17 protein-coding genes and 1 riboswitch are annotated in these 19476 nt (G+C 71.0%); of the genes, 9 read left to right on the top strand and 8 right to left on the bottom strand.

Annotated features, from left to right (window positions below):
- Positions 1-25: 25 nt before the first annotated feature.
- Positions 26-1420: a lysostaphin resistance A-like protein gene (locus tag ACZ6ZD_RS28110; protein ID WP_465676917.1), complete on the bottom strand. Its 1395-nt coding sequence runs from the start codon at positions 1418-1420 to the stop codon at positions 26-28.
- 52 nt (positions 1421-1472) lie between these two features.
- Between ACZ6ZD_RS28110 and ACZ6ZD_RS28105 the strand changes: the two genes are divergently transcribed.
- Both ACZ6ZD_RS28105 and ACZ6ZD_RS28100 read left to right on the top strand, forming a co-directional pair.
- Positions 1473-2438, top strand: a complete 966-nt coding sequence (locus tag ACZ6ZD_RS28105) for a Dyp-type peroxidase (RefSeq protein WP_465676916.1) — start codon at positions 1473-1475, stop codon at positions 2436-2438.
- 31 nt (positions 2439-2469) lie between these two features.
- Positions 2470-3999 (top strand): ATP-dependent DNA ligase, encoded by a 1530-nt coding sequence (locus ACZ6ZD_RS28100; RefSeq protein ID WP_465676915.1) that lies wholly within the window; start codon positions 2470-2472, stop codon positions 3997-3999.
- Positions 4000-4016: 17 nt separating this feature from the next.
- On the opposite strand, the gene ACZ6ZD_RS28095 is transcribed toward ACZ6ZD_RS28100, so the two are convergent.
- Positions 4017-4487, bottom strand: a complete 471-nt coding sequence (locus ACZ6ZD_RS28095; protein WP_465676914.1) for a DUF6326 family protein — start codon at positions 4485-4487, stop codon at positions 4017-4019.
- A gap of 160 nt (positions 4488-4647) precedes the next feature.
- Here ACZ6ZD_RS28095 and ACZ6ZD_RS28090 point away from each other — a divergent pair, with 160 nt between their 5' ends.
- From ACZ6ZD_RS28090 to ACZ6ZD_RS28075, 4 genes are read left to right on the top strand one after another with little or no spacing between them, the layout of a single operon-like run.
- The gene (locus ACZ6ZD_RS28090) at positions 4648-5787 is read left to right on the top strand and encodes a sensor histidine kinase (RefSeq protein WP_465676913.1); all 1140 of its coding nucleotides are present in this window, start codon (positions 4648-4650) and stop codon (positions 5785-5787) included.
- Positions 5784-6440 (top strand): response regulator, encoded by a 657-nt coding sequence (locus ACZ6ZD_RS28085; protein WP_465676912.1) that lies wholly within the window; start codon positions 5784-5786, stop codon positions 6438-6440. Before ACZ6ZD_RS28090 ends, ACZ6ZD_RS28085 begins: the two co-directional genes overlap by 4 nt.
- 41 nt (positions 6441-6481) lie before the next feature.
- Positions 6482-7345 carry a phosphotransferase gene (locus tag ACZ6ZD_RS28080; RefSeq protein ID WP_465676911.1) on the top strand — a complete coding sequence of 288 codons (864 nt, stop codon included), beginning with the start codon at positions 6482-6484 and terminating at the stop codon, positions 7343-7345.
- A 33-nt stretch (positions 7346-7378) separates the two neighbouring features.
- A complete protein-coding gene (locus ACZ6ZD_RS28075; RefSeq protein ID WP_465676910.1) occupies positions 7379-8245 on the top strand; it encodes a helix-turn-helix domain-containing protein in 867 nt (288 codons plus the stop codon).
- On the opposite strand, the gene ACZ6ZD_RS28070 is transcribed toward ACZ6ZD_RS28075, so the two are convergent.
- Both ACZ6ZD_RS28070 and ACZ6ZD_RS28065 read right to left on the bottom strand, forming a co-directional pair.
- Positions 8242-9048, bottom strand: a complete 807-nt coding sequence (locus ACZ6ZD_RS28070) for an LLM class flavin-dependent oxidoreductase (protein ID WP_465676909.1) — start codon at positions 9046-9048, stop codon at positions 8242-8244. The two genes, ACZ6ZD_RS28075 and ACZ6ZD_RS28070, sit on opposite strands and share 4 nt — an antisense overlap.
- Positions 9045-9875 carry an alpha/beta fold hydrolase gene (locus tag ACZ6ZD_RS28065; RefSeq protein WP_465676908.1) on the bottom strand — a complete coding sequence of 277 codons (831 nt, stop codon included), beginning with the start codon at positions 9873-9875 and terminating at the stop codon, positions 9045-9047. Before ACZ6ZD_RS28065 ends, ACZ6ZD_RS28070 begins: the two co-directional genes overlap by 4 nt.
- Positions 9876-9960: 85 nt before the next feature.
- Here ACZ6ZD_RS28065 and ACZ6ZD_RS28060 point away from each other — a divergent pair, with 85 nt between their 5' ends.
- Positions 9961-10827: a LysR family transcriptional regulator gene (locus tag ACZ6ZD_RS28060; RefSeq protein ID WP_465676907.1), complete on the top strand. Its 867-nt coding sequence runs from the start codon at positions 9961-9963 to the stop codon at positions 10825-10827.
- Here ACZ6ZD_RS28060 and ACZ6ZD_RS28055 read toward each other — a convergent pair whose 3' ends face one another.
- Positions 10828-12846, bottom strand: a complete 2019-nt coding sequence (locus tag ACZ6ZD_RS28055) for a DUF1906 domain-containing protein (RefSeq protein WP_465676906.1) — start codon at positions 12844-12846, stop codon at positions 10828-10830.
- A gap of 75 nt (positions 12847-12921) precedes the next feature.
- The gene (locus ACZ6ZD_RS28050) at positions 12922-13731 is read right to left on the bottom strand and encodes a TIGR02569 family protein (RefSeq protein WP_465676905.1); all 810 of its coding nucleotides are present in this window, start codon (positions 13729-13731) and stop codon (positions 12922-12924) included.
- A 145-nt stretch (positions 13732-13876) separates the two neighbouring features.
- On the opposite strand from ACZ6ZD_RS28050, the gene lexA reads away from it, so the two are divergent.
- Positions 13877-14530: a transcriptional repressor LexA gene (gene lexA, locus ACZ6ZD_RS28045; protein WP_465676904.1), complete on the top strand. Its 654-nt coding sequence runs from the start codon at positions 13877-13879 to the stop codon at positions 14528-14530.
- Between the two features lie 41 nt (positions 14531-14571).
- Here lexA and metE read toward each other — a convergent pair whose 3' ends face one another.
- Both metE and ACZ6ZD_RS28035 read right to left on the bottom strand, forming a co-directional pair.
- Positions 14572-16842 (bottom strand): 5-methyltetrahydropteroyltriglutamate--homocysteine S-methyltransferase, encoded by a 2271-nt coding sequence (gene metE / locus ACZ6ZD_RS28040; RefSeq protein ID WP_465676903.1) that lies wholly within the window; start codon positions 16840-16842, stop codon positions 14572-14574.
- Positions 16843-16943: 101 nt separating this feature from the next.
- Positions 16944-17155: riboswitch (cobalamin riboswitch) on the bottom strand.
- Between the two features lie 64 nt (positions 17156-17219).
- Entirely contained in the window at positions 17220-18383 is a 1164-nt protein-coding gene (locus ACZ6ZD_RS28035) for a heavy-metal-associated domain-containing protein (RefSeq protein WP_465676902.1), read from the bottom strand.
- 118 nt (positions 18384-18501) lie between these two features.
- Here ACZ6ZD_RS28035 and ACZ6ZD_RS28030 point away from each other — a divergent pair, with 118 nt between their 5' ends.
- Positions 18502-19467, top strand: a complete 966-nt coding sequence (locus tag ACZ6ZD_RS28030) for a cation diffusion facilitator family transporter (RefSeq protein ID WP_465676901.1) — start codon at positions 18502-18504, stop codon at positions 19465-19467.
- The last annotated feature ends 9 nt before the right edge of the window (positions 19468-19476 follow it).

Raw genomic sequence — 19476 nt, 5'->3', positions numbered from 1 at the left:
CCGCGCCGACAGTTCGCGCCCGGTTTTAGCTGACCCGGGCGATCTGCTGGCGCTTCGCGAGCCAGGTGACCGCGAACAGGACGAACGCGAGCGCCGGGATGTCGGACAGCAGGATGGTCCACGGCGCACCGCCCTGGTCGGCCCAGCTGTCCAGGCCACCCGTTGCCGCGGGCAACAAGAAGGCGAACAGGTTGTTCAGGACGTGCAGCGCGATCGCGGCCTCCAGTCCCCCGGTCCGCACGGTCAGCCAGCCCGCGACCACCGCGAACAGGAAGATGTCGAGCATCGCCCAGCCGGTGTAGCCGTGCGCGGAGACGAACGCGGCGCCGCCGATCACGATGCCCGGCCACGGCGAGCGGAACAGCACCCGCAACCAGCGGAAGCGGCCCTCGGCGCTGTCCGGGCCGTAGGCGCCGACGGCCTGGATCAGCCAGCCGCGGAAGACGAACTCCTCCGCACTCGACTGGAACGGGACCAGGAAGATGATCACCAGCGCCGGGCCGATGAACTTCGCGAAGCCGACCCAGGCATCCGGCTCGGACGCCGTTTCGGTGACCGGGACGAGCCAGTCCACGAGCAGGCCGACGCCGAACGAGACGACCAGGTAGCCGAACGCCGGCAGGCAGCAGAGCGCCAGCCAGCGCCAGCGGACCTTGTTCAGGACCGAGGCGACGCTCCAGCCCGGACGGCGTTGCAGGAGCCGGGCGATGATCGGGACGAGCGGGATCAGGATGCCGAGCATCACCAGCGTCAGGGCGAGATCCTCGGTCGGGTTGCCGAAGATCTGGTTGCCCTCGACGTCGGCGGCCGGCTCCGCGCCGCCGAGGATCAGGTGCACGAGCAGCCAGACGACGAAGACGCCGCCGGTGACGCACGCGACGAGGACGCCGAGCGACAGCGTACCGAGGATGGGGCGCCACCAGCGGTGCGTCGACGTCCGCGCGAGGCGGTGGAACGGTGTACCGGCCGGGGCGGGGACGACGCTGGGCTCACGGGGCGCCGGCGGGTGCGGCTGCCACGGCAGCTGCTGCGGGCGCTGACCCGGCGCGTACTGGACCTGACCGAACTGCCCCGCGTACGGCGGCGGGTACGCCTGCTGGCCCGGACCCGGCTGCTGGCCGGGGTAGGGCGGCTGACCCGGGACCGGCTGCTGACCTGGGTACGGCGCTTGGCTCGGGGCAGGCGGCTGCCCCGGGTACGCCTGCTGACCCGGGACCGGCTGCTGACCCGGGTACGGCGCTTGGCCCGGGTAGGGCTGCTGGCCCGGGTACGGCGGCTCGCCCGGGTGGGGCTGCTGGCCTGGCTGGGTGGGCTGGGAGGATGGGCCTGGCTGGCCGTACACCGGCGGTGGCGGTGGGGTGGGCGGCGCCCACGGGTGCGGAGAATCGTCGGGGCGCGGCTCGCCGGGTTGCGGGTCCATGCCTGGACTTTAGAAGATCGGCCCAAGGTTCTACCCGGAGGAGCGCGCAGTGGTGACTGATCCAACCCTGGGAGCGGCGGCGACGACGCGGGCGCTGCCGCAGTCGGTGCTGACGCCGCTGACCGGTTCGGCGATCTTCCTCGTCGTCCGGATCGAGCCCGGCGGCGAGGCGACCGCCCGCGACCTGCTCGAGCGCGTCAGCGGCCTGACCCGCTCGGTCGGATTCCGGGTGCCCGCGGGCGGGCTGTCCTGCGTGACGAGTATCGGCTCGGACGCCTGGGACCGGTTGTTCAGCGGCCCGCGCCCGGCCGAGCTGCATCCGTTCGTCGAGCTGAAGGGCGCGACGCACCACGCCGTCTCCACCCCGGGCGACCTGCTGTTCCACCTCCGCGCCGCGCACCTGGACCAGTGCTTCGAGCTGGCCCGCCAGATCATGACCGTGCTCGGCGACGCCGCGACGGTCGTCGACGAGGTGCACGGCTTCAAGTACTTCGAGATGCGCGACCTGCTCGGCTTCGTCGACGGCACCGAGAACCCGGCCGGATCCGAGGCCGAGGACGCCGTCCTGATCGGCGCGGAGGACCCGGCGTTCGCGGGCGGCAGCTACGTGATCGTGCAGAAGTACCTGCACGACATGACGGCCTGGAACGCGCTCACCGTCGAGCAGCAGGAGCTGGCGATCGGCCGGACCAAACTCGACGACATCGAGCTGGCCGACGACGCCAAGCCGAGCAACGCGCACATCGTGCTGAACGTGATCGAGGACGCCGACGGCAACGAACTGCAGATCCTGCGGGACAACATGCCGTTCGGCGAGATCGGGACGGCGGAATTCGGCACGTACTTCATCGGGTACGCGAAATCGCCGTCGGTGACCGAGCTGATGCTGCGGCGGATGTTCATCGGCGAGCCGGAGGGCAACCACGACCGGATCCTCGACTTCTCCACCGCCGTGACCGGCACGCTGTTCTTCACGCCGTCCGGCGGCTTCCTGGACGATCTGCCGCCGGCGCCCTGAAACTGTCGGTGGCCTGGGTGAGACTGGGGTCATGTTGCTCACCGAGGTGGTCGAAACGTCAGCCGCCCTGGCCGGGACGAGATCGCGGCTCAAGAAGGCGGAGTTCATCGCCGGGCTGCTGACGCGCGCCGCGACGGCGGCCGAGACCGAGATCGTCGTCACGTACCTGTCCGGTGAGCTGCGGCAACGCCGGACCGGGGTCGGCTGGCGGACGCTGCAGGAGGCGCCCGCCCCGGCGGCCGAGGCCGTGCTCACGGTCGAGGAGGTCGATCAGGCGTTCGCCGAGCTCGCGGAGATGGCGGGCGCGGGCTCGCAGGCCCGGCGCCGCGCCGCGGTGGATGCGCTGTTCGGGCGGGCGACGGAGGCCGAGCAGCGGTTCCTGCGGTTGCTCGTCGGCGGCGAGCTGCGGCAGGGCGCGCTGGACGGCGTCATGGCGGATGCGGTCGCCCGCGCGACCGGCGTCCCGTTGGGCAAGATCCGGGCCGCGACGATGTTGCGCGGTGCGGCGGCTCCGGTGGCGGTCGCCGTCCTGACCTCGGGCGAGGCCGGTCTGGAGCAGTTCGGGCTGGAGGTCGGGCGCGGCGTCCAGCCGATGCTCGCGCAGTCGGCGACGACGGTGGCGGAGGCGTTCGAGAAGACCGGGTCGCCGGCCGCGCTGGAGTGGAAGCTCGACGGGATCCGCATCCAGGTGCACCGCGACGGCTCCGAGGTCGTCGTCTACACCCGCACGCTGGATGACATCACCGCCCGCGCTCCGGAGGTGGTGGCCGCGGTCCTCGCGCTCGACGCGCAGCAGGTCGTGCTGGACGGCGAGCTGATCGCTCTCCAGGCGGATGGGCGGCCCGAGCCGTTCCAGGTCACCGGCTCGCGGACGGCGACTCGCGCCGCGACCGGCCCGGAGAGCGTGCCGCTGACGCCGTACTTCTTCGACATCCTGCACCAGGACGGGCAGGATCTGCTCGGCCTGTCCGGAGCCGAGCGGCACGACTGGCTGCGCAAGCTGATCCCGACCGAGCGGCAGATCCCGCGGCTGGTCACCGAAGACGCGGCCGCGGGCCAGGAGTTCTTCGCGGACGCCGTCCGCCGGGGCCACGAAGGCGTGATGGTGAAGTCGCTGTCCGTGCCGTATGAGGCCGGCCGGCGCGGCTCCGGCTGGGTGAAGGTCAAACAGACCCACACGCTCGACCTCCTCGTCCTGGCCGCCGAGTGGGGCCACGGCCGCCGGACGGGCTGGCTCTCCAACCTTCATCTGGCCGCCCGCGACGAGACCACCGGCGAGTTCGTCATGCTCGGTAAGACCTTCAAAGGCCTCACCGACGAGCTCCTGCGGTGGCAGACCGAGCGCTTCCAGGAGCTCGCCGTCCAGCGCGACGACTACACGGTCCACATCCGCCCCGAGGTCGTCGTCGAGATCGCGTTCGACGGCGTCCAGACGTCCCCGCGTTATCCCGCCGGGATGGCGCTGCGCTTCGCCCGGGTCCTGCGCTACCGGCCGGACAAGACCGCCGCCGACGTCGACACCCTCGACACCGTGCGCAGCATCCACCAGCCGACCGGCTGATGGATCCTGACCGGCGGTCAGGCTTGCTGCTGGACGCGAGCGGTTCTGCGGTCCGCGCTGGTCGCGGCGCCGGGCCAGGTCCAGGCGTAGCGCAGGATCAGGGCGAGTAGACCCAGTTCCAGCAGGACGCCGAGGCCGTAGAAGAACAGCCACGACTCCCCCAGCAGGTTGAAGGCCGTGACCGGGATGTACAGCGCGGCCACGACCAGATTCGCGATCCGGCAGGCTCGGGCCGGCAGCGTCATCGACCCCACGATCATCAGGATCGGGACGGACATCAGGGTCAGCGCCGCGGTCGAGAAGGTCTGGGACAGGCTGAACTCGAAGACCCGGCCGTCGAGGATCTCGCCGATGACGCCGGGGGTGAAGAAGTTCAGAATGTCCACGTAGGCGTACAGGAACATCAGGCTCGTCCACGCCGCGGCGAGCTTGGCGCGCACCGGGATCGGCTGGTCGGACAGCGTGGCAGTGAGTTGACGTGTGCTCATTCTGGGCTCCGTGGGTGGTGAGGATCGATGCGTCCACGATGTCCGGGCCGAGCCGTGGGCACCTCGGTCCGAAGGCCCGAGGTCACCTGGCCGAAGGCACCATCTCGCTCTAGTTCTTTCGGTCGGTACGCCGAGGGGCGCCGATCCCTAAGCTGGAGCCGTGAACCCTGTCCGGCGCTCCATCTGGCACGAGCCGCGGCCGGCTGACGCCCCACCCGTCGGCCGGCTCGACTGGCTGCTGGCCGGCGTGTTCGCGGTCGCCACCGTGGTCGAGGGCATCGCTCGGCCGGGCTTGGCTTGGAGGCCGGTCGTCACGGTGCTCGCTCTGGCGCTCGTGCCTGCCCTGCTCTGGCGGCGGGGCCGACCCCTGGTGGCCGCTCTGATCGGGTGGGGCGTGACTGCGCTGCTCTCGGTCCTGCAGCTGACTTTGCAGACCGGGGACCTCGGCCTCTACTCCATGATGACCGCCCTGATCCTGCTCTACTCCCTGGTGCGTTGGGGCTCGGGTCGGGAGCTGGTCTTGGGGACGGCGTTCGTCACCGTCGTCGTCGCGCTCGGGATGTACGCGTCCGCCGCGAGCTGGGCGGACTTCTTCGGCGGGTGTGTGCTCCTGCTGTTGTTCGTCGCGCTTGCAGCGGTGTTCCGCTACCGCGCGGACCTCTGGCAACGCCAGCAGCGTGAGATCCGCAATGAAGAGCGGGTGGCGCTGGCCCGCGAGCTGCACGACACCGTGGCGCACCACGTCTCGGCCATCGCGGTGCAGGCGCAGGCCGGTGGCGTGGTCGCCGGCATCCAGCCCGAGAAAGCCGCTGAGGTCCTGGCCACGATCGAGTCCGAAGCCTCTCGGACCCTGGCGGAGATGAGATCCATGGTGCGCGTCCTGCGCGACGAGGAGGCCGTTGCCTATGCGCCACAGCTGGGCCTCGCGGACCTGCCTGCGCTGGCGCGCACCGACGCGACGCCCATGGTCGAGGTCGCGCTGGACGAGTCGCTGACCCGGCTGCCCCGACCCGTGGACGTCGCGCTCTACCGGCTCGCGCAGGAGTCGCTGACCAACGCCGTCCGGCACGCCCGAAACGCGACCTGCGTCCGGATCGACGTACTCCGGGACGGAGACGCCGTCCGGCTGCGGGTCAGCGACGACGGGCGGACCGAGCCGGGCTCGGTGCCGGAGCCCGGGTTCGGCCTGCAGGGCATGGCCGAACGCGCCCAGCTGCTCGGCGGATCGCTCTCCGCCGGGCCGGGGCCCGCGGGCGGCTGGGTGGTCGAGGCCGTGCTGCCGGTGGAGGCGTCGGCATGAGCATCCGCGTCGTCGTCGCCGACGACCAGGACCTCGTCCGGACCGGGCTCGTGATGATTCTCGGCGTCCAGCCCGAGATCGAGGTCGTCGGGCAGGCCGCTGATGGGCTCGCCGCGCTCGACCTGGCGACCCGGCTGCGTCCCGACGTCCTCCTCGTCGACATCCGGATGCCCGGGCTCGACGGTATCGAGGTGACCCGGCGCCTGGCCGGGGAGAACGTCGCCGACCCGATGGCGGTCGTCGTGATCACCACCTTCGACCTCGACGAGTATGTCCTCGGCGCGCTCCGCGCCGGCGCCCGCGGCTTCCTGCTCAAGGACGCCGGGCCCGAGCTGCTCGTGCAGGCCATCCATGCCGCGGCCAACGGGGACGCCCTGATCGCCCCCAACATCACCCGCCGCCTCCTCGCCACCTTCGCCGACCAGGCCCCGGCCGCACCGGTCCAGCCCATCGACCCCCTCACCGAACGCGAAGAAGAGGTCCTCGCCTTGGTCGCCCGCGGCCGTACCAACGCCGAGATCGCCACCGAGCTCTTCGTCGGCCTCAGCACCGCCAAGACCCACGTCGCCTCGCTCATGGCCAAACTCAACGCCCGCAACCGCGTCGAGATCGCCATGTGGGCCTACGACACCAAACGCGTCCGGCCTGACTAAGTAGGTGGAGCGGGGACGGGACCGCGGGTTAGGTTCGGCGGATGGCATCTGAGTGGGGGCGGGTCGCGCGGCTCGAAGTTGGGGCTGTGGTGGCGGAGGTGCGGGAACGGGCCGGGGTGCGTCTGGGCGTTGAGGGGTTATGCGCGGGCGGTGCGGTCGGTGCCGCTTATGTGCGATGGGACGACGGCCGGCGGTCGGTGCTGAAGTGGCGGCCCGGGGTTGAGTTGAAGGACTTCGAGGCGGGGCCGCTGGCGGTGGTGGAGGCGGCGCGGCGAGCGGGTGTTCCGGCACCGGCCACGGAGCTGGCGGTACAGCTGGACGGCGCGATCGCGACCGTCCAGGAATTGTTGCCGGGAGCACCTATCCAAAGGCTTGACGAAGGGCTGCTGGAGCAGGCGCTCGCGATCAACGAGCAACTGACCGGCCTGCTGACACCCAGCGTCCCGGCGCTGGAGCTCTATTTGCAGGACGACGGCCCCGGCTTCTGCCTGCATGGACCGCTCCGCGCCCATGGGCGCCGTGCGCGCCGGCTACTCGACTGGATCGAGGACGTCGGTTCGGCGTCCCCAGGCCCGCTCCACGGGAACGACGCCGTCCACCTCGACTTCCACCCGGGGAACCTGCTCGCGACTGGCGACCGCATCACCGCGGTGATCGACTGGGACGGCGCCGGCCGCGGGAATCGGCTGCTGGATCTCGTCACCCTGCGCTTCGGCCTCCACGGTCAGCAGCCGGGCGCCGGGGTGGTCGAACGCCTGGACGCCGCCCTCGACGAACTACCCGACGACGTCCTGCGACCGCTCTGGGCGCACATGAGTCTCCGCATGACCGACTGGGCCATCCGGCACTTCGAACCGGCCGCCGTCGACCGCTGGCTGGAGTTGTCCGAGCTTCGAACGGATTAGAACATCTGTTCGATAATACTGTACGCTCGACGCATGGCGGGGCAAGGTGAGGTCGGGCCGACGGCTCTGCGGATGATGCTGGGCAGTCATCTGCGGCGCCTGCGCGAGCGCGCCGGCGTCAGCCGGACGGATGCGGGCTGGGCGATCCGCGCCTCGGAGTCCAAGATCAGCCGGCTCGAGCTCGGCCGGGTCGGGTTCAAGGAGCGCGACGTCGAAGACCTGCTCAGTCTGTACGGCGTGAGTGATGCGCGGGAGCGTGATCGGCTGCTGGAGCTCGCGCGGGAGGCCAACCATCGCGGCTGGTGGCATCGGTACGGCGATGTCACTCCCGACTGGTTCGACGCCTATCTCGGGCTGGAGGCGGCGGCCGAGCTGATCCGGACGTACGAGATCCAGTTCGTCCCGGGCCTGCTGCAGACCGCGAGCTACACCCGAGCCGTCGCGCGCCTGTCCGCCGGGCGGGACGACGCCGCGATCGACCGGATCGTCGACCTGCGCGCCCGCCGCCAGCGCGCCCTGCATCGCGAGCCGCCGCTCAAACTCTGGGCCGTCATCGAGGAGGCGGTGCTGCATCGGCCGATCGGCGGTCCGCAGGTCCTTCGCGAACAGCTCGACGCCCTCCGCGAAGCCGTCCACCACCCGAACATCACCCTCCAGATCGTCCCGATCGGCAGCCCGGGCCACGCTGCCAACGGCGGCGCCTTCAGCCTCCTCCGCTTCCCGCAGCACGACCTGCCCGACGTCGTCTACGTCGAACACCTCACCAGCGCCCTGTATCTCGACAAGCGCGACGATGTCGAGACCTACACCAGAGCCCTGGACACCCTGGCCGCGACCAGTCCCCCACCCCAGCAGACCGAGGCCACCCTCATCGCGCTCCGCGCCCGGCTCCCCGATTAGCGCGCCGGGCCGGCCGCGATGACGGCTTCCAGCTCGGCCAGGCGCAGGGTCGCGGGGTCGAAGTCGGTGAGCGACCAGGTGGCTCCGGCCGCCTGGTACGGGCGAGGGTCGGTGTCCGGCTCCAGAGCGACGACGACGTCGTACGCGGGTGGGACGGGTGCGCCGAAGACCGTTGCCAGGTTGGCGGTGGCTTCGGCCAGTTGATCGGCCGAGGTCAGGTTGACGGGGAAGAAACCGTCGTAGCGGGCGGCGCGGCGGAGCGGTTTGAGGTTGCCGGGGAAGCCGGCCGCCCAGATCGGTACGGCGCCTTGGGTCGGCCGCGGGAGGAAGCTGACGTCGTCGATCCGGTAGTGGCGACCCTCATGCCGTACGGGCTCACCTGTCCAGCCCGCCGTCAGGATGTCGAGTATCTCGTCGAGCTGCTCGGCCCGCACGCGGTCGTCGACCGTCTCACCGGTCCGCGAGTACTCCCCCGCGAACCGGTCGCTCCCCAGCCCGACCCCCAACGTCAGCCGCCCCCGGCTCAGCACATCCAGCCCGGCCGTTTCCCGCAACAGCTTGGCCGGACGCCGACGCGCCACCGGCGTCACCATCGGCCCGATCCGCAGCCGCGAAGTCGCGCAGGCCACGGCGGCCAGCGTGATCCACGGATCCCCGACCGACCGGATCGGCTCCCGCCACCACAGCTGATCCCAGACGAAGAAGCCGTCCCAACCGGCCTCCTCCGCCCGGGCGGCCAACCGCGCGACCACGACCGGGTCCGACAACTCCTCGAACAGCGGCACCCACACCGCCGCCTTCACGACCGCATCGCCGTGTGCTCGGCCACCGCATCCAAGAACAGACCCCACACCGGCGCCGGCAGCCCATGCCCGCAGTCGGCCAGCACGACCAGACGCCCGTCCGGTACGGCGTCCCGGATCGCCTCGCCATGCGCCAGCGGAAAGATCGGGTCCGAGTCGCCGTGCACCACCAGCACCGGCACCCGAATCGCCTCGAACCCGCCGCCGCGCGGCCCATCGAACTCCATCGCGTAGTGGTTCGTCAGCGACGACTCGTAGTTCCGGGCCCGCGCCTGGTCCCGGCGAACCAGATCCCGCATCGCGTCCTCGTCGAACATCCCCGGCACCTCCGCCTCGGACGCCCGGACGACGTACTCCACCACGGCCGCCGGATCGCCGAAGTCCGGCGACTCGAACCGTGGGAGATCCGCCGAGGGCGGCGGCAGCTCGGCGTCCCCGGTTGTCGTCCCGACGAAGGTCATCGACAAGACCCGGTCCGCGTAGTCCACCGCGATCTGCAGGCCGGTGCCGCCGTTCATGGACAGCGCAACCATGTGCGCCTGCGGCACCCCGAGCGCGTCGAGCAGACCGACCGCATCCGCGGCCAGATCGCTCATCGCGTAGTTCGGCTCTCCGGGCGGGCAGACCGTCGACCGCCCGGTGTCGCGCTGGTCGTACCGGATGACGTACCGCCCGCGGGCGGCCAGGGCCGCGCACAGCGATTCGTCCCACCACAGCATCGACGCCGAGGCGCCATGGATCAGCAGGACCGGCGAGTCCGCCGGGTCGCCGAAGGTCTGCGCGCACAGTTCCACGCCGTTCACCGGGTACAGCTGCTCTGTCGTCATGGGTACGACGCTAAGCGGCCAACGCCATCATGAAAAGCGATGGTTTCCGATTGAATCGATCGCGTCTCGCGATATCATCAGGCTCATGTACGCACTGCGTCAGCTCGCGACCTTCGTCGCCGTCGCGGATCACGGCACGTTCGGCCGGGCCGCGACCGCGCTCGGCTACACGCAGTCCAGCGTCAGCCAGCAGATCGCCGTCCTGGAGAAGGAGGCCGGCGGCCCGCTCTTCGATCGCCCGGGCGGGCCGCGTCCGGTCCGGCTGACGCCGCTCGGCGCCGTCGTCCTCGAACACGGCCGTGAGCTGCTCGACCGCTCGCAGGCGATGACGGAGGCGGTCGATCGCTTCCGCGCCGGTGACGGCCGGATCGATATCGGCACCTTCCAGACCGCGACCAACGTGCTGCTCCCGCCGCTGATCCGGGAGCTGCGCGACGCGCATCCCGGCTGCGACATCCGGTTGTTCGAGGAGGAGACCGACGTACCGGATCTGAACGAGATCGATCTGATGTTCTTCGACGGCCCGGGCGCGGGCGAGGTCGATCGGCTCAAGATGCTCGCGGATCCGCACGTCCTGGTCGCGCGGCCGGGTGACTTCGCGCCGGGCCCGGTCGGTCTCGGGGAGCTCGACGGCCACCCGTTGGTCGCCCACCCGGCGATCTGCGATCAGGCCCGGGTCGAGGCGGCGCTGGCGGCGGCCGGGATCGAGCCGCGGTTCGTCTTCCGCACGGTCGGCAACGAGGCGCTGCTCGCGATGGTCCGCGCGGGGCTCGGCGCGGCCGTCATGCCGCGCCGAGCGGTCATCGACGACCAGCAGCTCAGCCTGCACCCGCTCGAGCCGCGGCTCCCCGATCGCGAGATCTACCTGCTGTGGCAGGCCGGCCGCACTCATTCGCCGCTCGCGGCGCACGCGATCGAGATCGCGCGGAAGATCGCGGCCGGCCTGGCCTGATCAGCTCACCGTGATCGTCTTGGACGGCGTCTGCGTGCCCTGGTGATCGGCGTCCGCCAGCCAGACCACGCGGTAGGTGTGACTGCCGCGAGCGGTCGGCTTGATCACGAACGAGTACTTCCCGTTCGCCGTCAGCACGCCCGCCCCCGCGGCGGCCCACGCCGTCCCCGACTTGCGCTGCAGGTAGGCCTTCGTTCCCGGGTGCGGCGGCGTCAGGTAGCCGTAGAAGTTGCTCGTGGCACCCAGTTTGATCGCCCCCGGCGTCAGGTACGACGAGATCGCCGGCCGGACCTCGACCCGTGCGATCGGCCCGCGCGTCCCGAGCAGGCCCGCCGCGCCGTTGTAGCCCCACTGGTAATCCGTCGAGACCGCAGGCTTCTGCACGGACGTCGCCACGCCGTTCGCATCCGACGTCACGGTGGCAATGGCCTTCCAGGCGGTCGCGTTCTTCGCCTTGGAGTACAGCACGATCGGCGCGCCGCTCAGCTTGGCGCCATCGAGTCGCGTCACCGTCGTCGAGACCGGCACGCTCCCGCCGTGGTTGATCCAGGCCGCGCTCGCGGTGATAGTCGCCTTGGTCCCGACGAGCAGGACGTCGGCGCCGGGGCTGACCTTGCCCGTGCTGTCCTTCACCCAGGCACGAAACGCGTAGCTGGCCGAGTTCGCCAGGCGAGTCATCGTGTACGCCGCGGCCGGACCGCTGTAGACCGCCGTACCGGAGCTGGTCAGCGGCGGCGGAGTCGAGCCGACCGCCGTCCGGACGATCACCTCTGTCCCGGCCGGCTTGCTCCAGCGCAGGGTCGCCGCGGACGGCGCGCCCGTCACCGAGAAGGCAGTCGGCGCGGCCGGCGGTGCGGTCAGATCGACCCGGTTCTTGTCGATCTTCAGCGTGATGCCGCCGTTCGTCTCCGACAGATCACCGGCGTACTGGTGGACCTTCTGGTGGTTGCTCCAGCTCGTGGCCGGGATGAATCGGCTGGTCCCGATCGGGGTCGAGCCCCAGTGCGCGAACCACAGGTTGTCCGGCCGCGTGTACGCCGTACTCGTGTAAGCGCTCGCGAGATCCGCACCGCCCGAGGACGCCGACGAGTACGCGCCGCCGAGGTACCCGCGAGAGTTGAGCTCCTGCGTCCAGCCGCTCAGATACGACAGGACGGCGGCCTTGCACGCGGCCGTCGACGGATAGTGCTCGATGTCGCTGTAGATCGCGCTCCGCTGCGCGAAGCCGAGCGCCTGCGCGGCCGTCACCGCACTCGCCGCGGCGCTCTTCCCCTGCGCGAACGCCGTCGCCGGCACATTCGAGAACTGCTTCGTCGGCCCGTACACCGTCGAGCAAGGCGCCTGCAGCCCGACGTCGACCAGCAGGAACTGCCACCCCTTGGCCGCGTTCGCCGCCACCCAATCAGCGGTCAGGTTCGGCTGGTCGCAGCCCCGGATCGCCCCGCTGATGTAGACGCCGATCGCCTTGTACGCCAGCTGCCACGCGTCCATCGTCGCCTGCGGCGGCGCCGTACAGGTGTCGAACGCCTCCCCACTCAAGTTGCCCGTAGCAACCACCGAAGGCTCCACCGCCGCAGCCCGCGGCGCAGCCATCGCCTTCGCGCCGGCCGCCGCGCGCCCAGTCGCCAGTACGGCGCCCGCGGCCCGCTCCGCACCCGGCTCGTAGTACGCCGTCGCCAGCACCCCGGCCTCCGGCACCGCTCGCCGCAGCAGCCCCGGCGACGACACCTTCCCGGCAGTCAACGGCTCCAGCACCAGCCCGGCGCTCCGCCCGACCAGGTGCGCCGGGCAGTCAGCCTGCCCCGAGCTGCGGCCCACGTACACCGCCGGCCGATCGAACCGCACACAAGCCGTCGGCTCCCGCTCGAGGTCTACCACCGGCCAACCGGCCGGCACCCGCACCTCGAACCCCCGGTACGAAACCGTGCGTACCTCCTCGGCCATCGCCGGCCCACCCGCCGCGATCCCGCCAACCAGCCCCAGGGCAAGCGTCAGCCCCCCAGCTCCGAACAGCCTCACAAGTCTTCCCCACTCCTCGACGGCAACACCACCACCAAACCCCACCCCCCGACTCCTGTCGAAGAGCCTCCCGCACTAGCCCCGATCTCCTTCACCTATCGCCAACCCGATCACCGGGGCATAAACGCGCCGGCGCTCTGGCGTCCACGCCGCCTCACCACCGACCGACTCATCGGTCGCCATCCGATAGATCAGCGCCCTGATCAGCATCTGTCCCCACTCGGGCAGGTGCCGCCAACGCTCGATCAGCTCCGGCCGTGCGCCGTACCAGCAGAGCGCGTCGACGACCGCGACCGCCGAGGCCCAGCCGACAGGCCGCCAGTACACGGCCCAGTCGATGACCGCCGGCGGCTGCCCCGCCGAGAACATCACGTTCTCGGCCAGGTCACCGTGGACGACCTGCGGCTGCGCCGCCACCGGCTGCCGAGCAGCCAGCAGCGGTTCGACCAGCGCTCGGTACGCCGAACTCCCACCGCCCGCAATCTCTGCCCAAGCCACCCGGTCGCCGTACGTCCAGGGGTCGTCGCGCAAGTCCAGGAACGCTGGGCGCGGTTGCCCAGCCACCGCTTCATGAAAGGCCTGCCCAGCGGCGAGGACGTCGTCCGGTCGGCTCACGTCGGTTCGCCCGTCGAGAAACGCACTCGCCTCCCAACCGGCCACGACCCAGGCTCCGGATCGGCTCGGGATCGGTCGCGGGACGCGGAAGTCGGGTGCCGTCGGCAGCGTGCTGAGCAGCTCGGAACGCCAGATGGTCTCCGGCTCGAAGTCGACCGGCTTCAGGATGGTGTCGCCTGCCCGCCAGGTCTGACCGCGGCCGCCGGGGAGGAGCTGCGGCGGGGCATCGGCGCCGAAGGCCGTGAGCACGGCGTCCGGAGGCTGGGTCACGCGGCCGATCGTAGGTGCCGGGCCGGGGCGGCGGCACGGGATTTGCAGCAACCTGCAAGGAGGATCCGCGAGTGCGGGTGGGTTGGGTGCGGGGAAGGGCGGGTCGGTCGAGGGTGGGGCGGGAGGTTCGGCCTAGGATTTCGCGGTGACTGATCTCGACCTGTTCGGCGACCTCGACGCGGCGGCCCTCCCGGAACGGCAACAACGGATCCTGGTGGTGATCCGGGACTGGGTGCATCGGCACGGCTACTCGCCGAGCAGCCGGCAGATCGGCGACGCGGTCGGGCTGCGGTCGTCGTCCTCGGTCTCGAAGCACCTCGCTAGCCTGGAGGACAAGGGCTTCCTGCGCCGCAGCCCCTCGGTCTCGCGGCCGATCGACGTCCGGATGTTCCTGCCCGAGTCGGCCGCCCGGGCCACCGACGAGGACAACGTGCCGGTTCCGGTCGTCGGCGACATCGCCGCCGGGACGCCGATCTCCGCGATCGAGCACGTCGACGACGTCATGCAGCTCCCCCGCGGGCTGACCGGCCGCGGTAACGTCTTCGGGCTCCGCGTCCGCGGTGAGTCGATGATCGACGCCGCGATCTGCGACGGCGACATCGTCGTCGTCCGCCAGCAGCAGGAGGCGCACTCCGGCCAGATCGTCGCCGCGATGATCGACGAGGAGGCGACCGTCAAGGTCTACCGGCGCCGCAACAACCACGTGTACCTCGAGCCGCGCAACCCCGCCTACTCCGTCATCGACGGAGACAACGCCACGATTCTCGGCGTCGTGGTCAGCGTCCTTCGCAGCGTCTGAACACCTGAGCCCACCCCCAGCCGGGGGTGGGCTCAGGTCTGTCAGCTGCGCTGGCGAGCTGCCTCGGCGGCGGCTACCAAGGTGCGGAGAGCGGGGTCCACCTCGGCGTAACCACGCGTCTTGAGGCCGCAGTCGGGGTTGACCCACAGGCGAGCGGCGGGGATGGAGCTGAGAGCGGCGTCGAGGAGGGCCTGGGTTTCGGCCAGATCCGGGACGCGGGGCGAGTGGATGTCGTAGACGCCCGGACCGACACCGCGCTGGAAGCCGATGTCGGCCAGATCGGCGAGCACCTCCATCCGCGAGCGAGCCGCCTCGATCGTGGTGACGTCGGCGTCCAGCCCGTCGATGCCGGCGATGACGGCGCCGAACTCGGAGTAGCAGAGGTGCGTGTGGATCTGCACGTCGGCCGGCGCCCCGCCGGTCGCGAGCCGGAACGATCCGACCGACCACTCCAGGTATGCCTTGTGATCCGCCTCCCGCAGCGGGAGCAGCTCACGCAGGGCCGGCTCGTCGACCTGGACGATCCGGATCCCCGCCGCGACCAGGTCCGCGATCTCGTCGCGCAGCGCGAGCGCCACCTGGTCGGCCGTGACGCCGAGCGGCTGGTCGTCGCGCACGAAGCTCCACGCGAGCATCGTCACCGGCCCGGTCAGCATCCCCTTCACCGGTCGCGGCGTGAGCGACTGCGCGTACGCCGCCCACTCCGTCGTCATCGGCCGCGGCCGCGACACATCGCCGTACAGGATCGGCGGTCGCACGCACCGGCTCCCGTACGACTGCACCCAGCCGAGCTCGGTCGCCGCGTAGCCGTCGAGCTGTTCGGCGAAGTACTGGACCATGTCGTTGCGTTCGGGCTCACCGTGGACGAGTACGTCCAGCCCGATCTCCTCCTGGAGAGCGATCACTCGCCCGATCTCGGCCCGCATCCGCTCGTCGTACTCCGCCGCCGTGATCGCGCCGGTCCGCAGCTCGGCCCGGGCCTTGCGGACGTCGCCTGTCTGCGGGAACGACCCGATCGTCGTCGTCGCCAACGGCGGCAGGTCCAGCGTTTCCTGAGCCAGAGAGCGCTCCCCGTACGGCGCTCGCAGCCGATCCGCCGCCTGCAGCGCCGCGACCCGAGCCTGCACCGCCGCGTCCGCGCCGAACTCGACCGCGGACGGGACCCCGTCCGCCGGGCGCCGAGCGACATCCGCGAGGACGCCGTCGTCCGTGCGCAGCGCCCGGCCGAGCAGCACGACCTCGTCCACCTTCTGCCGTGCGAAGGCCAGCCGCTCCCGGACCCGCGGGTCCAGCTCGGCTTCGACGTCCACGTCGTACGGCACGTGCAGCAGCGAGCTCGACGTCGAGATCACCAGCTCGCCGACCGCCCCGAGCAGCACGGCGGCGCGAGAGAGCGCTCCCCCGAGATCTCCCCGCCAGACGTTCCGCCCGTCGATCAATCCGGCGTACAGCGTCTTGCGCTGGAACGCCGGCAGCGCGGCGATCCGGTCCACCAGCCCCGGCGCGGAGACCAGGTCGACCCCGATCCCCTCGACATCTGTTGCCGCCAGCAACGGCAGGGCCGCACCCGGGTCGCCGAAGTACGTGGTTACGACCAGCTTCGGCCGGTTCGGCAGCGCCGCCAACCGCTGGTACGTCGACTCCAGCAGGGCCAGCTCATCGTCCGTCCGGTCCTGGACGTAGGCCGGCTCGTCGAGCTGCACCCACTCCGCTCCGGCGTCGGCCAGCTGGCCGAGCAGCTCGGCGTACACCTCGACCAGCCGGTCGGCGAGCGCGATCGGCTCGAAGTCGGCCCCAGCCGCCGCGGACGGCTTGGACAGCAGCAGGAAGGTCAGCGGGCCGATGAAGACCGGCCGTGCGGTCACCCCGAGCGCCTTGGCCTCCGCCAGGTCACCCAGCGGCTTACTCGCATCAAGCGCGAACGACGTCGTCTCGTCCAGTTCCGGAACCAGGTAGTGGTAGTTCGTGTCGAACCACTTCGTCAGCTCCAGCGCGCCGATCTCGTCGCGCCCGCGGGCCATCGCGAAAGCGGTATCGAGCGCGGACAGCCCCAGCTCGCGGTAGCGCGCCGGCACCGCGCCGACCAGCTGGATGTGGTCGAGCATCTGGTCGTAGTAGGCGAACGTGTTCGCCGGGACGGTGTCCAGACCCCGATCGGTCAGGTCGGTCCAGGTGTCGGCCCGCAACTGCCGGGCGACGGCTGCCAGCTCATCGGCGCCGAGCTTGCCGGCCCAGTACTTCTCGACGGCGTGCTTGAGCTCGCGGCGCGGCCCGATCCTCGGGTAGCCCAGCACAGTGGTCGCAGTGTTCACGTCTCTCTCCTCGCGAGCGTGTCAAGGGACCGTTCGCGGGCAGAGCTCGGCCGCTGGTGCGGGCGAGCCCTCCCACGAGGCTCCGATCCCCCGTACGCCGGACGGCGCACGGACCGATGGCAGGTCTTCGGACTCACGAGCGAGCCGGCCGGAGCCGGCGCCTACTGGCCGTCGCTTCCCAGATCGGCTGATCCAGTGCTGATGACGGCGGTCGTTCCCGTATACCGCTGCGGGGCAGTCCCGGATTCGCACCGGGTTCCCTCTTGCCTCGTCCCGGCCGGAGCCGGGACGAACCATCGATACCCCGACCCTACCGCCGCCGGACCGCCGCGGCCGTGGCTTGTCTCACGTCAGGGAGCGCTCTCTCGCGAGCTTTCTCAGTCCTGCAGCGGGACGACGGTGTACCCGCGCGCCCGGATCGCCTCGAACCCGCGTTCGCGCACCTCGGCGGACGGGAACACCGCGACCACCTTCTTGGTCACCAGGTCGAACTCCGGCGGCTCGACGCCGAGCTCGCCGAGCACCTTCGTGATCGTCCGCGTGCAGTGGCTGCAGGTCATGTCGGGCACCTCGAACACCTCCGCGTCGGCGCTCGGCAGCGCCGCCGGATGCTCCACCACCGCCGGCGCGACCTCGACCCGGTCGAGCAGCCGGACGAAGGTCTCCACGAACGTGTCGGCGACCACGGCCAGCACGCTGGCCCGGCCGCCGTCGTACAGCTGTGGCGTGCGGGCGAGACAACGCGGTCGCTCGCCGGGCGCTAGGCGGCTGTACTGGACGGCGCTCGGCAGCGGCTCCAGCTCCGTATCCTGCGCCCGCGCGAGCTGGGCGTCCTTCATGGCGCGGAGGGCGACAACCGTGTCGACCGAGTACCGGACGCGGCCGGCGAAGGTGAGAAAGGACGCCGGGATCATGCCGCGCCGGTACGTCGACGCCTGCAGACCCCAGTACCAAGTCGTCGCGACGGAGTCGAAGATCGCGCTCTCCGCGATCCCGCGAGCGAACTCGGCCGCATCGCCGTACGGCGTCTGCGCGACCAGGAACGCATGCTGGACGAGCGTGCGCGCCGCCGCGTCCACCCCGGTCCGGAACACCTCCAGCGCCGTCCGGTCGGTGGTTGTTGCCGCCAGCAACTTGATCGCGCTCTCCGGCAGCTCTGCGGTCCGGCGCTGGAGCTCGGAGTCGGCCGCCAGCCGGGCCCACAGCTCGAGCGTCGCCTCCCGCGCGACGACCGGGACGACGGCGCCGAGCGGGCCGGTGTGCGCGACGTTCACGATCCCGCGGCTGTCGCGCCAAGTGATCCGGTGCTCGGCCGACGTCACCAGGTACGGCGGGCAGGGCGCCATCGACCGCGTCACGTAGTCCAGCTGAGCCGCGCTCAGGTGACCGCCGAGCACGCGAGCGACCGGCTCCTCGCGGTACTCGATCCGCCGGGGCTCGGCGTCCTCCCCGGCGTTCTGCAGCAGGCCGGGTACGGCGAGCTCGAAGAGGATGCGTGCAACCTCGGACCGATCGTCCGAGAGACGTGGTTCAGCGGTCATCGGCGCCTCCCGGGACTCCAACGGCACCACCGAGTCTAGGAAGCGGCGCGGACCGCGGCACGGTTACGCGGCGTGTCCGGTCCACAAGTGGCGGCGGGACACGGACTACTGTCGTCGCGTGAGCACAGCGACCGCGGACGGCGAGACCAGCGAGAGTCTGCTCACCGTGATCGTGGCGCTCACCGCGAACGTCCTGATCGCCGTCGCGAAGTCGGTCGTCGCCGCCATCACCGGCTCCGCATCGATGGTCGCCGAGGCAGCGCACTCCTGGGCCGACGCCGGGAACGAGGTCTTCCTGCTGATCGGCGAGCGGCGGGCCGGCAAGCCGGCCGATGCCAGCCACCCGCTCGGCTACGGCCGGATCGGCTACATCTGGTCGATGTTCGCCGCGTTCGGCCTGTTCACGGTCGGCGCCGCGGTCTCGATCTGGCACGGGATCCAGTCACTGCGCAACGGCGAGGCCGAAGAGGCGTCGTACACCTGGGCGTACGCCGTCCTCGGCGTCTCCTTCGTCCTCGAAGGGATCTCGTTCGCGCAGGCGCTGCGGCAGACCCGGTCGGCCGCGTCGCTGCGGCACGTCCGGCCGCTGCACTACGTGAAGACGACGTCCAACCCGATTCTGCGCGCGGTCTTCGTCGAGGACCTGGTCGCGCTGATCGGGATCGTCGTCGCCGCCCTCGGCATCTTCCTGCACCAGCTCACCGGCAACGCCGCCTGGGACGCGATCGGCTCGACCGTCGTCGGCCTGCTGCTCGGCTTCGTCGCGCTCTTCCTGATCAGCCGCAACATGGACTTCCTCACCGGCGAGACCGTCAGCCCGGTCGCTCACGATCGCGCTCTCCGGGCGTTGCTCGAACATCACGAGATCGAGTCCGTCAGCTTCCTGCACATGGAGTGGGTCGGCGCCGACAAGATCTTCCTCGTCGCCGCCGTCGACCTCACCGGCGACGCCCCCGAGTCCGACGTCGCCACCCGCCTCAACACCATCGAGGACGCCCTCAACGCCCGCCCGGAGATTCAGCGAGCCCTCCTCACGCTCACCCGCCCCGGCGATCCCACCCACCTCGAACCTGCCAACCGCTAGCCGCCCCAC

This window comes from Kribbella sp. NPDC104218, from assembly GCF_055584105.1.
The sequence above is the reverse complement of the archived record's forward strand: the minus strand, read 5'-3'. Positions and strand labels throughout refer to the sequence as shown.